This window comes from Nocardioides psychrotolerans, assembly GCF_900113685.1.
In the GTDB taxonomy this organism is placed as follows: Bacteria; Actinomycetota; Actinomycetes; order Propionibacteriales; family Nocardioidaceae; genus Nocardioides; species Nocardioides psychrotolerans.
This window is the reverse complement of the sequence record NZ_FOQG01000029.1, coordinates 1-11460: the sequence shown is the minus strand read 5'-3', so window position 1 is coordinate 11460 and position 11460 is coordinate 1. Positions and strand designations below refer to the sequence as shown.

Below are 11460 nucleotides of genomic sequence, written 5' to 3'. Positions count from 1 at the left end.
TCGCCGTCATCGCGACCGCCGCTTGTACTTCACGCGGCAGGGCTGCTGGAGCTGGATGACCATCTTGGAGACGTCGTCGCGGTAGTCCTCCGACGGCTGGGTCATCTCGAACTCGTAGTCGCGCAGGATCACCGAGAAGATCGCCTTGAGCTGCATCATCGCGAACGCCGAGCCGACGCAGCGGTGCTTGCCGGCACCGAAGGGGATCCAGGTCCAGCGGTTGACCAGGTCCTCCTGGCGCGGGTCCAGGTAGCGGCCCGGATCAAAGGACTCCGGCTCGGGGAAGTCCTCACCGATCCGGTTGGAGACCTTGGGCGACGCCGCGACCATCGTGCCTGGCGCGATGGTGTGGCCGGCCAGCTCGATCTCCTCCTGCACCAGACGCAGCAGGATGATCAGCGGCGGGTGCAGCCGGAGCGTCTCCTTGAGCACCGCCTCGAGGCGCGGGATCGAGCGCAGCGCCTGGAAGGAGATGTCAGAGCCGTCGGCGTAGAGGTCGTCGAGCTCCGCGACCACGTCCGACATCTGCTCGGGGTGACGCATCAGCTCGATCAGGCCCCAGGCCGCGGTGCCCGACGAGGTGTGGTGCCCGGCGAACATCATCGAGATGAAGATGCCGGTGATCAGGTCGGCGCCGTAGTCGACGGAGATCAGCACGTCGAGCAGGTCGCGCTCCTCCTTGGGCACCGTGCCACGCGCCACCCGCTTGTCGATGATCGCCTGCACGAGCGCGACCAGCGCCACGCGGGCCGCGTCGCGCTGGCGGAAGGACTCGATGTCGGCATAGGCATCGACGTAGGCCAACGCGTCGGTGCCCTTCTCGAGGTGGTGGTAGTGCTCGGCGAAGGACGCGTCGAGCTCCTCGCGGAAGGGCTTGCCGATCAGGCAGCTGCTGGTGGTGTAGATCGTCAGCTCGGCGAACCAGTCGAGCAGGTCGATCTCGCCCTCGTCGCCCCACTGGCTGACCATCCGGTTGATCTCGGCCTCGATGGTCGCCGCGTGCCCGCGCATCATGTCGCCGCGCAGCGCCTGGTTCTTCAGCATCTGCTGGCGCTCCTCGGGCGAGGCATCGAAGACGACACCCTCGCCGAAGATGGGCGTCATGAAGGGGTACGCCGCCGCCTGGTCCAGCGTCGAGTCCGGGGCGCGGAAGAACTGCTCGTTGGCCTCGGCGCCGGAGACCATCACGACGTCGCGCTCGGCCAGCCGGAAGCGGCCGATGTCGCCGCACTCCTCACGCACCCGCATCAGCAGGCTGATCGGGTCGGTGCGCAGCTCCGCGAGGTGGCCGTAGCCGTCGTCGGGCACGGCGTAGGAAACCTCCGGGATGTCTGCCTGAGGCTTGCTCATCACGCCTCCTGCTGGGTGATCGGGGCCTCGGGAGAGACCTCGACGAGATTGAGGTGGACGCCGCGTGGTGCGCTGACGACCGTGGTGATCGCGTCGGCGATCGCGGTGGGCTTCATGAAGTGCGGGTGCCGGGCCAGCCCGAAGCGCACCCACTGCTCGAGCACGAAGGCGGCCTGGTCGACGTCCCAGTCGGCGCCCATCTCGCTCCAGGTCGGGCCGGGGCGCACGATGCTGGCGCGCACGCCGGTGCCCTCCAGTTCCATCTGCAGCGCCTGGGCCATGCCCTCGAGGCCCCACTTGCCGGCGGCGTAGGACGACATGAAGGGACGCGGCCGCACGGCCACGTCGGAGGAGACGAAGAGGATGTCGCCGCGTTGGCGCGTGATCATCGACGGGACGAACGCCCGCACCAGCCGGTGGGCGCCGAGGACCGCGAGGTCGAGCTCCTGGCCGAAGCGCTCGGTCGGGACCTCGTGGATGGTGCCGGGCCCCACGGAGCCGGCGTTGCTGATGACGACCTCGATGTCGCCGAGGTCGCTCGTTACTGCCGAGGCGAAGGCGGCGACGGAGTCGTCGTCGGTCACGTCGAGCGCGTGCACCACGGCCTCGCCGCCCGCGTCGCGGATCGCCGTCGCGACGTCCTCGCACTTGTCCGTACGACGTGCCCCGAGCGCCACCGGGAAGCCCGCGGCCGCGAGGGCCAGGGCCGTGGCCGCGCCGATCCCGGACGAGGCACCGGCGACGACCGCGGGGCGGCGGTCGGGCTGGGCATACCTGCTCATCGCTTCTCCACCCGCACCGGCATGGCCGAGAAGCCCCGGACGCTCGTCGAGTGGACGCGCACCGCGGCCTGGTGGTCGACCTCGACGGTGCGCACCCGTCGTACGAGCTCGCGCAGGGCGACCTGGGCCTCGAGCCGGGCGAGGTTGGCGCCGAGGCAGAAGTGTCGACCGCCGCCGAAGCTGAGGAGCTGGGCGACCTCGGCCTTGTCGCGGCGGATGTCGTAGTCGTCAGGTCGCGAGAAGACGGTCTCGTCGCGGTTGGCGGAGCCGATCACGAGCAGCAGCTTGGAGCCCGCGGGGGCGACCTTGCCATGCAGCTCGACGTCGGCGAGGAGGTGGCGGGCGAGCACCTGGGTGGAGGGGTCGAAGCGCAGCGTCTCCTCGATCCACGGCACCACCGGGTCGGCCGCCTGCTCGGCGTCGTCGAAGACCTTGGCGAGCTGGTCGGGGTGGCGGGTGAGGTGGAAGAGCGCGTTGCCGAGGAGCTTGGTGGTGGTCTCGTTGCCGGCCACGACCATGAGGAAGAGGAAGCCGATGATCTCCTCGTCGGTGAGCCGGTCGCCCTCGTCGTCGACCGCGAGGAGGGCGCTGGTGAGGTCCTCGGTCGGCTGCTTCCTGCGCTCGGTGAGCATGTCGGCGTAGTAGCCGACGAGCACCAGCGCGGCCTCCACGCCGGCCTGCGGCACGTCGCGCACGCCGTCCTCGCGGTGCACGAGCAGGTCGGCGAGGCGGCGCAGCTCGTCGCGGTCGGCCTCCGGCACGCCCATCATCTCGGAGATGACGTCCATCGGGAGCTTGCCGGCGAAGTCCTCGATCCAGTCGAAGGAGTCGTCCTCGAGCGCGCGGTCGAGGTAGCGGTCCGTGAGGCGCTGGATCTGCGGCTCGAGCTCGCGCACCCGGCGCGGCGTGAAGCCCTTGGAGACCAGGGAGCGCAGCCGCGTCTGGCGCGGCGGGTCCATCGCGAGGAAGGACATCACCCGGTGCGCGTCCTTGTTCCACGCGCTGGCGTCGAGGGAGACGCCCATCGCGTTGGAGTAGACGCCCTCGGTGCGGATCGCGTGCTGGATGTCGGCGTGCCGCGAGAGCACCCACAGGTCGTCGACCTCGTGGTGGTGCAGGGGATCCTCGGCCCGCAGCCGGGCATAGACCGGGTAGGGATCGTCCTGGAACGCGTAGTCGTAGGGGTCGAACTGGATCTCGGTCACTGGTTCCCCTTGAGGATCACGGCGACGACGGCGTCGAGCCGCTCGCCCATCTCGGTGTAGGTCATGAGGCCCATGCCGGCCTGGAGCAGCGCGCCGGAAAAGGCCAGCGTCAGGGTCTCGAGCACGACCGGGTCCGCCTTCTCGCCCAGTGCGACCTTGAACCGCTCGACGAACTCCGCGCCGATGCGCAGCCGCAGCCGCTCGACGTCCGGGTCGGTGCCGAGCAGTGCCTGCGTCGCGCCTGCGGCCAGCGCCGGCTCGGTCGCCAGCGAGGTCGTCATCCGGCGCGTCACCTGCTGGACGCGGCTGGTCGCGTCAGTGGCGTCGTACGCCGTGTCTGCGGCTGCCTCGGCGGTGAGGTGGCGCAGGAAGAGCTCGGCGAAGAGGTGGTTCTTCGACGAGAGGTAGGTGTAGGCCGTCGCGGCCGAGACGCCCGCCCGCAGGGCCACCGTGCGGATGGTGAGCGCCTCGACGCCGACTTCGCGCAGCTCCTCGGCGCCGGCCGCGAGCAGCCGCTCGGCGGTCTCGGTCTGCCGCGCGTTGGGCTCACGCCGCGGGATGCTGGACACCTGACTGGACACCTGTCTAATCTAGAACACGTTCTCGTTCTTCGGCAAGGGGTGGCTCATGACCAGCAGGTACGACGACCTGACACGCGAGCAGCTCGCGGTCCTGGTGCCCGAGCTGCTCCTGATCGGTCAGCTCATCGACCGCTCGGGGATGGCGTGGTGCATCTCGGCGTTCGGCCGCGAGGAGATGGCGCAGATCGCGATCGAGGAGTGGGCCGGCGCGAGCCCGGTCTACACGCGGCGCATGCAGCAGGCCCTGCGTTATGAAGGCACCGACGTCATCACGATCTTCAAGGGACTCCAGCTCGACATCGGAGCTCCCCCGCAGTTCATGGACTTCCGCTATGCCGTGGAGGACCGCTGGCACGGCACCTTCCACCTCGACCACTGCGGTGCGCTGATGGACGTCGAGCCGATGGGGCCGGAGTACGTCCGCTCGATGTGCCACGACATCGAGGACCCGACCTTCGACGCCACCGCCGTCGCCACCAACCCCCGCGCCCAGGTGCGCCCCGTCCATCGCCCCCCGCGGATGCCCACCGACCGGGCACCCCACTGCGCGTGGACGGTGATCATCGACGACGCCCACCCGCCCGTCACCGCAATGCCGGCCTTCGACGTCATCTCGAGGACGTTGGCTGCTTCCTTGGAGCTGTCCCCGATCTCGCCGACTGGTGAGGGGATGCGTGACTACTCGGGCCCGCTGCTCGACGACGTCGACTTCGGAGCGTTCTCCCACTCCGCCCTCGTCCGCATCGCCGACGAGGTGTGCCTGCAGATGCACCTGCTCAACCTGTCCTTCGGGCACGCCGTCGGTCAGCGCACCGACGCTCCCGCTGCTCGTGAGATCTGCCGCAAGCAGCTCATCGGCATCGCCGGCATCGCGGCGGAGCGCCTTTGTCGCGCACTCGCGCTCCCCCGGGACGCCGCCGGCGCCCTCCGGGTCCTCGAGCTGCACCCGCTCCTCAACCCGGCTGCCTACGTCTCGGCGTCGGTGGCCGACGGCACCTTGTCAGTGCGCCCCTCCCCCGCCCACCAGGACGGCGGCTGGATCACCCTCTGCGGCCCCGACTCCACCGACGCCCTCAGCGCCGCCGTCCAGGCCCTCGACCCCCACCTCGACGTCGAGGTCGCCGGCTCACCCGACGAGTGGACCCTCCAGGTCGTCACCCGCGCCACCCCCGCCAAGGAACGTGGCGAGGTCGCCGTCACCCGCTTCTCCACCGGCGCCTCCTTCGAGTTCGAGCCGCGGATGTCGCTGCCGATCACGCCTGTGTGACGGTTCGGGCATAGCCCAATCCGCCCACGTAGACGCACTCGGTGGGCGGCTATGCCTCGGGCGGGCTGCTCCGCTGTCTGAGCCTCCATCCACGACACGGCGTCTACGCCGCGGCTACGAGGCGAGCTGCTTCCACTGCCCCTCGGAGACCACTTCGACGGCGCCGTCAGTCACTTTGATTGCCGTCTGGTCGTCGATGGCGTACGCCGGTCCCCCGATCTCGACGGCCCACCTCTCCGCCTTGGCCAGGGTGTTCTCCGGCATCATCTCGTGGCCCAGATGCGGGAAGATCGAGAAGTCGACGACCCCGAGGGTGCGGTCGTCCGGCGCAGAGGGCCACTCGACGAAGTCCTCACCGATCCGGGGTGTCATGACCATGCTCCCGGCGCTGACTCCCACCCAGACCGTCTCGGGCAGCGACGGCAGGAGCGCGGCCAGCCCGGACTGCTGCATCCAATGGCACAAGTACGTCGCGTCGCCGCCGTCCACCAAGAGCACGTCGGCTTCTCGCACCCACGGCACCCACCGCTCCTCGCCGACGCTAGGCAGCGTGGCCAACTCGAGGACGCCCATCGACTCCCAACTCAGGCTGCACATCGGCGACGGGGGGTCGCCGACAACGAACCTCCGCACCGACGCCGGCCCGCACATCGGGTGGCCCCACTGCGCCGTCGGAATGCAGAGGGCGCTGCACTCGGCGACGCGCTTGCCCAGCAGTTCGACCAGCGCGGATTGGATGCTCAGGTTGGTGATGCCGCCGGACGTGAGCAAGAGCTTCAAGGGTGCCTCCAGGGTTCGAGCGCGTTGGACGGGTAGCCATATAGACTTGGTGCGACTGTCGATTCATCGCGCGCAAGAGAAGTATGAGTGCCGACCTCCGAAACCAGCGGCCCTGTTGGCGTTCAGCGATCACCCAGGGAATCGACGGTCGCCTCGTCCACGTCGCACAGGCTGCGTCGCACCACCTCGCGTCAAGCCACCGATGGCTCATGGATGGTCCCTCTCGGAGACGTGGCTGTGCGCGATGGGCTTACTCGCGACATGGCCGACTGGTGGCTCACCCGCCTCCCCCACACAAGATGATCCCTACCGCCCTTTGCCTAGGGCGGTGCAGGAATGGGGAACGCGCGCATCCAGCTCGTTTGGCGCAGGCGATCAGTGGCGCGCACGACGAGATGGCACCGCGCGCGCAGCTCGCTCCTCAGCACTCATCCGTGCCAGGACGCGCACACTCGCGCCGGCCGGGAAGTAGGCAGTGCGGCGGCGCTCGAGGCCGCGGACGTACCACCACGGCGGTCGGAGGTTCGACTTCGATCGGTTGTGGTCTCGACAGAGAGCCTGCCCGTTGCTCACGATCGTCGGCCCGCGCCGCGACCAGGCGAAGACATGGTCGGCCTCGGTCGCGAAAGCCGGGCATCTCCCCCACACGATGAACCTGGGTGCCACCGCGAGCGGGACGAGGACCGGGAGGAACGGCACCAGCTGCTGCAGCAGCGCACGCATGAGCTCGTCAAACACCGCGCAAGTCTCTCCCTGAACGGCGTGCGAGCGGTGTGATTCGCCAGATTCCGCCGGTCGACTCCGGCGGCGGGCAACAGGTCGTCAACGCACATGACGAGCATCACCACCCCGGGGCGACGCCTCGTTGCGAGCCGCAGCGCCGTACGGCGCTACCATTCGCGCTCCGCCCCGAGAGGACCCACGCATGGCCACCGACTACGACGCATCCCGCAAGTCAGAAGACGAACAGAAGGAAGAGAGCCTGGAGGCCCGACGTCTCACCTCGGGCGAGCAGGACAAGACGTCGGGGCAGATGGACGTCGACGAGACCGCGCATGCCGAGTCCTATGAGCTCCCCGGCGCCGACCTCTCCAACGAGACCCTCTCCATCGAGGTCACACCGGAGCAGGCCGACGAGTTCGTCTGCGCATCGTGTTTCCTCGTGCAGCACACCTCTCGGCGCTCCTCTCCTGGCGCCAACCTCTGCAACGACTGCGCCTGACTGCCTCATTCGTGTAGTGCGAGTGCTGTCGTTGGGGTTGCGGAGCCGCACCCCTTCGGCGGTGGTGAACGACGGGACGCCGGCTTCTCGGGGGCCGCTCCGGCCATGGGGAGCACAATGGCCGCGTGAGTGCGAAACCCGCCGACCCGCTGTCCGTGCCGGGCCCAGACCTCGACCCCGACGTGCTGCGCGCCTCGGTGCAGGACCTATGGGGCCTCGGCGGCGACCTCACCGCGCTGCACGGGGAGCGGGACTGCAACTTCCGGCTCGCCTCCGGCCCCACGCGACACCTGGTGAAGGTGCACAACCCGGCCGATCCCGAGGCCGTGCTCGACCTGCAGCGCTCGGCGCTGGACCACCTGCGGGCGGTGGCCCCGGAGCTGCCCGTGCCCGGCGTCGTACGGACTCTGGACGGGCGGCCGTGGGTGCAGCTGACCGGGCGGGACGGCCGACCATCTCTCGCCTGGGTGCACACCTGGCTGGACGGCCGGCACCCCGAGCCCGACGAGCTCGACGACGCGCAGCTGCGCGAGTGGGGACGTATCAGCGCCCGCCTCGGGCGCGCGTTGCGAGGCTTCGCGCACCCGGCCGCGACCCAGCCCCTCGTATGGGACATCAAGCGCCTCCCGCAGCTGCGGTCCTGGCTCCCCGCGGTCGCGCCCGACCGGCAGGCAGCGGTCGAGGCGGCGCTCGACCGCTTCGACCAGCGGGTCGTCCCGGTGCTGCCCCGATTGCGCGCGCAGGTGGTGCACAACGACCTGGCGCCGACCAACGTCCTGGTCGACGACGACCTGGCCCTGACCGGCATCACCGACTTCGGCGACATGACCCACACAGCCCTCGTCTGCGACCTCGCCGTCACGGTGGCCGACCTGGTCAGCGGTCGTGCCGACGGGCTAGAGGCGGCGCGGGAGGTCGTGGCGGGCTACGAGACCGTCACCCCGCTCGAGGTGGACGAGCTCGCCCTGGTGGCCGACCTGATGGCCGGCCGCTACGCCGCCACGGTCCTCATCACCGCCTGGCGCACCCGCGAGCAGGGGTCGGCGCCGGAGATCGACGACGAGGCCTACGCCCAGCTCGAGGCGATGCTGATCGCCGGGCTGGACAACCTGGCCGCTGGCTTCGCCACGCGACGCCGGGCCGGCCGGTCGACGGCGGCGCTGAGCAACGCCCGCGCCCACGCCTTCGGCGGCCAGGAGCTCAGCTACGACGAGCCGCTGCACCTCGTCAGGGGCGAGGGCGTGGTGCTCGAGGCAGCCGACGGTCGGTGCTACCTCGACGCCTACAACAACGTGCCCGTGCTCGGCCACTCCCACCCAGCAGTGGTGTCGGCGGTGAGTGCCCAGCTCGCGACGCTCAACACCAACAGCCGCTATCTCCAGGACGCGCCGGTCGAGCTCGCGGAGCGACTGCTGGCCACCCTGCCGGACCGCTTCGACCGGGTGCTGCTCGTCAACTCCGGCAGCGAGGCCAACGACCTGGCCTGGCGGATCGCACGCCACGCCACGGGAGCCTCGGGCGGCATCGCCACCGAGTGGGCCTACCACGGCGTCACCGAGGCCACCTACGCGTTCTCCCCCGAGAGTTGGCACGGCGCCCCCGCGCCCGACCACATGCGAGTGGTGCCGCCGCCTCCGGCAGTGGGCCCGACGGCAGGCTCGGAGGTCGGCCCCGACATCGATGCCGCCGTCAGCAGCCTGACCACCTCCGGCCACGGCGTCGCGGCGATGCTGGTCGACGGCGTCTTCACCAGCGATGGGGTGCGCGGACCCGCCCACGCGTGGACCCGGGCCGCGGCCGAGGCCGTGCACCGGGCCGGCGGCGTGTACGTCGCCGACGAGGTCCAGGCCGGTCATGGCCGCACCGGGGAGCACCTCTGGAGCTTCGTGGCCGGTGACGTCCCGGCCGACCTCGTCACCATCGGCAAGCCGATGGGCAACGGCTATCCCGTCGCCGCCGTGATCGGCCCGGCCGCGCTGGTCGACCCCTTCGTAGGGGGCACCGACTACTTCAGCACGTTCGGCGGCAGCACCGCCGCCTGCGCCGCGGCGCTCGCGGTCCTGCGCACCATCGAGGACGACGGCCTCGTCGAGCACGTGGGCCGCGTCGGCGCGCGCCTGCTCGACGCGCTGCGTCAGGTCGCCGCCCAGCGCGCCGACGTGGCGGCGGTGCGCGGCTGGGGGCTGGCCCTCGCCGTCGACATCGTCGACCCGGACACCGGGCGACCGAGCGCCGACCGGGCCGGCCGGATCGTGGAGGACCTGCGGGAGAGCGGCATCCTCATCGGACGCACCGGCCGCGACCGCGCCTCGCTGAAGATCCGCCCCCCGCTGGTCATCGCCGACGAGCACGTCGACCGGCTGGCAGCGGCCATGACAGGTGTCATGCCCAGGTCGTGACAACTCCCCCGCTCTCGCCCGGCGCGGAGGCGGTTCGCCCAGTCCAACGGGTGGATCTGACCTCGCCTCGATGACTTCGGCGCGTCGCGCTGGTCCAATGTCACGACGATCGATCCCTCGTGAGGAGCAGCGGTGACGCAGATGGTCAGGGTCCACAACTTCATGGTGTCGAGCGACGGCTTCGGCGCCGGGGAGGGCCAGAGCCTCGAGACGCCCTTCGGCCACGCCGATCCAGGCGTGCTCTTCCGCTGGGCGTTCAGCACGGCGAGCTGGCCCAACCGCACCGAGCCGGGCGGGAGTCGCGGGCTGGAGGACTACCTGGTGCGAGACTTCCACCGCAACATCGGCGCCGAGATCATGGGGCGCAACAAGTTCTCGCCGCTGCGCGGCCCGTGGGCCGACGAGGAGTGGAAGGGCTGGTGGGGCGACGAGCCGCCGTTCCACACCCCGGTCTTCGTCATGACCCACCACGAGCGGCCGTCGTACTCGCTCTCGGACACGACCTTCCACTTCGTCGACGGCTCTCCGTCGTCGGTGCTGGAGATGGCACTCAAGGCGGCCGACGGCAAGGACGTGCGGCTCGGCGGCGGCGCCGACACGATCCGGCAGTTCCTCGACGCCGGCCTGGTCGACACGCTCCACGTCGCGGTCGGCCCCGACGAGCTCGGGGCGGGCTCGAGGCTGTGGGACTCCCCCGACGACCTGCTCGACCGCTATCACCGCGACGTCGTGCCTGGGTCGTACGGCGTCGTGCACCACCTGTTCTGGCGCGACTGAGTCCTCGCCTGCGACCGACAGCTACATCGAACACCTTCATCCATTCATTGTTTATCGATAAATTGCTCTCGTTGGTCAACGAGGAGGGCATCCATGGGCAATCTGACGATCCAGGCGCTTCGAGCGGTCCTGGAGGTGCGGGCACCCCTCCTGCTCATCGTCGTCCTGGGGATCGTCACCACTCAGGTCGTGATGTTCTGCCTGTGGCGTCTCGTGACCATGGTCCGCCGCGGCACGGTCTTCTCCGACGCCGCTTTCCGCTTCGTCGACATCATGATCGCGGCGGTCGTCTCGGCCTCGGCGCTGATGTTCCTCCTCGGCGTCGTCCTCGCCCCCGGTGAGGCCGTGGCGCCGGGCGTCGTGCTGCTGATCGGTGGCGCCGCCACGGTGCTCGGTGGGATCGCGCTCGTCATCGTCGTCATGCGCTCCCTGCTGGCGCCGGCGGTCGCTCGCGAGGCCGAGGCGAGCCATCTGCGCGCCGAGCTCGACGAGGTGATCTGAGTGCCGATCATCGTCGACGTCGACGTGATGCTCGCCAGGCGCAAGATGCCCGTGGGCGTGCTGGCCGAGCGCATCGGCATCACCGGCGCCAACCTCGCCGTCCTGAAGAACGGTCGGGCCAAAGCGGTCCGGTTCTCGACGCTCGCCGCCATCTGCGAGGTCCTCGACTGCCAGCCCGGTGACGTGCTGCGCTACGAGCCCGATCCCCTGGTTGAGCTCGCGCCGCGCCCGGCTGGCGCCACGGCTGACCGCTGATCGACTCTTTCGAGCGAAACGACAAGAGGCTGACCTGAGCCAGACCACCTCTGTCCCAGGAGCCCGTGCCGTGCGCGACAGCGTCACCAGAGGAGCCATGTGACTGGATGTTCGAAGCCGATGACGAGGTGTTCGAGAGCCTGGCCGGCGCCATCTCCACCCAGGACGACATCCTCCTCGGAGTCCACGGCAACATCCAGCACCGGGCGTGTGTTCCTCGACTGCCGACGCCACTGCTCCAGTCGTTCAGGGGTCGGTGAGGTCTCTTGTGCCGGTGGGGGTGACGAGCATGGTCTGGCCGTGGGGTTCTTGCCAGAGGAAGGTGCCGGGGGTGAGTTGTT

13 protein-coding genes are annotated in these 11460 nt (G+C 70.0%); 7 read left to right on the top strand and 6 right to left on the bottom strand.

Translation table 11 applies throughout. The annotated features are described in order from the left end of the window. Nucleotides 1–6: 6 nt before the first annotated feature. From BM204_RS21090 to BM204_RS21075, 4 genes are read right to left on the bottom strand one after another with little or no spacing between them, the layout of a single operon-like run. A complete protein-coding gene (locus tag BM204_RS21090; RefSeq protein WP_091117462.1) occupies nt 7–1350 on the bottom strand; it encodes a cytochrome P450 in 1344 nt (447 codons plus the stop codon). Beyond that, entirely contained in the window at nt 1350–2132 is a 783-nt protein-coding gene (locus BM204_RS21085) for an SDR family oxidoreductase (protein WP_091117461.1), read from the bottom strand. The genes BM204_RS21090 and BM204_RS21085 overlap by 1 nt, the downstream gene beginning before the upstream one ends. After that, nucleotides 2129–3337 carry a cytochrome P450 gene (locus BM204_RS21080; RefSeq protein WP_218031370.1) on the bottom strand — a complete coding sequence of 403 codons (1209 nt, stop codon included), beginning with the start codon at nt 3335–3337 and terminating at the stop codon, nt 2129–2131. Before BM204_RS21080 ends, BM204_RS21085 begins: the two co-directional genes overlap by 4 nt. Next, on the bottom strand, nt 3334–3918 hold the full coding sequence (locus BM204_RS21075) for a TetR/AcrR family transcriptional regulator (protein ID WP_091117459.1): 585 nt from the start codon (nt 3916–3918) through the stop codon (nt 3334–3336). The genes BM204_RS21080 and BM204_RS21075 overlap by 4 nt, the downstream gene beginning before the upstream one ends. A gap of 46 nt (nt 3919–3964) precedes the next feature. Between BM204_RS21075 and BM204_RS21070 the strand changes: the two genes are divergently transcribed. After that, nucleotides 3965–5185 carry a hypothetical protein gene (locus BM204_RS21070; protein ID WP_091117457.1) on the top strand — a complete coding sequence of 407 codons (1221 nt, stop codon included), beginning with the start codon at nt 3965–3967 and terminating at the stop codon, nt 5183–5185. A gap of 114 nt (nt 5186–5299) precedes the next feature. Here the strand turns inward: BM204_RS21070 and BM204_RS21065 are convergent, their stop codons facing one another. Together BM204_RS21065 and BM204_RS21060 are read right to left on the bottom strand one after the other, a co-directional pair. Further along, nucleotides 5300–5965, bottom strand: coding sequence for a Type 1 glutamine amidotransferase-like domain-containing protein (locus BM204_RS21065; RefSeq protein ID WP_091117455.1), 666 nt, complete (start codon nt 5963–5965; stop codon nt 5300–5302). Nucleotides 5966–6340: 375 nt separating this feature from the next. Next, nucleotides 6341–6703, bottom strand: a complete 363-nt coding sequence (locus BM204_RS21060; RefSeq protein WP_091117453.1) for an HNH endonuclease — start codon at nt 6701–6703, stop codon at nt 6341–6343. A 187-nt stretch (nt 6704–6890) separates the two neighbouring features. On the opposite strand from BM204_RS21060, the gene BM204_RS21055 reads away from it, so the two are divergent. The 6 genes from BM204_RS21055 to BM204_RS22870 all read left to right on the top strand — a co-directional run bounded on the left by BM204_RS21055 (nt 6891) and on the right by BM204_RS22870 (nt 11379). Further along, on the top strand, nt 6891–7187 hold the full coding sequence (locus BM204_RS21055; RefSeq protein WP_091117452.1) for a DUF4193 domain-containing protein: 297 nt from the start codon (nt 6891–6893) through the stop codon (nt 7185–7187). A 125-nt stretch (nt 7188–7312) separates the two neighbouring features. After that, nucleotides 7313–9586 (top strand): aminotransferase class III-fold pyridoxal phosphate-dependent enzyme, encoded by a 2274-nt coding sequence (locus BM204_RS21050; protein WP_091117450.1) that lies wholly within the window; start codon nt 7313–7315, stop codon nt 9584–9586. A 141-nt stretch (nt 9587–9727) separates the two neighbouring features. Continuing rightward, a complete protein-coding gene (locus tag BM204_RS21045) occupies nt 9728–10363 on the top strand; it encodes a dihydrofolate reductase family protein (RefSeq protein WP_246166583.1) in 636 nt (211 codons plus the stop codon). Nucleotides 10364–10456: 93 nt separating this feature from the next. After that, the gene (locus BM204_RS21040; protein ID WP_091117446.1) at nt 10457–10864 is read left to right on the top strand and encodes a DUF2975 domain-containing protein; all 408 of its coding nucleotides are present in this window, start codon (nt 10457–10459) and stop codon (nt 10862–10864) included. Beyond that, nucleotides 10865–11119 carry a helix-turn-helix domain-containing protein gene (locus BM204_RS21035; RefSeq protein WP_091117444.1) on the top strand — a complete coding sequence of 85 codons (255 nt, stop codon included), beginning with the start codon at nt 10865–10867 and terminating at the stop codon, nt 11117–11119. A 107-nt stretch (nt 11120–11226) separates the two neighbouring features. Next, complete coding sequence (locus tag BM204_RS22870; protein WP_177223734.1) at nt 11227–11379, top strand: hypothetical protein; 153 nt, start codon at nt 11227–11229, stop codon at nt 11377–11379. Nucleotides 11380–11460: the final 81 nt, after the last annotated feature.

What these genes read in the sequence shown, in the direction of transcription:
- BM204_RS21040 (WP_091117446.1), top strand. Translation starts at nt 10,457, where the DNA reads ATGGGCAATCTGACGATCCAGGCGCTTCGAGCGGTCCTGGAGGTGCGG.
- BM204_RS21090 (WP_091117462.1), bottom strand. Translation starts at nt 1,350, where the DNA reads ATGAGCAAGCCTCAGGCAGACATCCCGGAGGTTTCCTACGCCGTGCCC.
- BM204_RS21070 (WP_091117457.1), top strand. Translation starts at nt 3,965, where the DNA reads ATGACCAGCAGGTACGACGACCTGACACGCGAGCAGCTCGCGGTCCTG.
- BM204_RS21045 (WP_246166583.1), top strand. Translation starts at nt 9,728, where the DNA reads ATGGTCAGGGTCCACAACTTCATGGTGTCGAGCGACGGCTTCGGCGCC.
- BM204_RS22870 (WP_177223734.1), top strand. Translation starts at nt 11,227, where the DNA reads ATGTTCGAAGCCGATGACGAGGTGTTCGAGAGCCTGGCCGGCGCCATC.
- BM204_RS21085 (WP_091117461.1), bottom strand. Translation starts at nt 2,132, where the DNA reads ATGAGCAGGTATGCCCAGCCCGACCGCCGCCCCGCGGTCGTCGCCGGT.
- BM204_RS21055 (WP_091117452.1), top strand. Translation starts at nt 6,891, where the DNA reads ATGGCCACCGACTACGACGCATCCCGCAAGTCAGAAGACGAACAGAAG.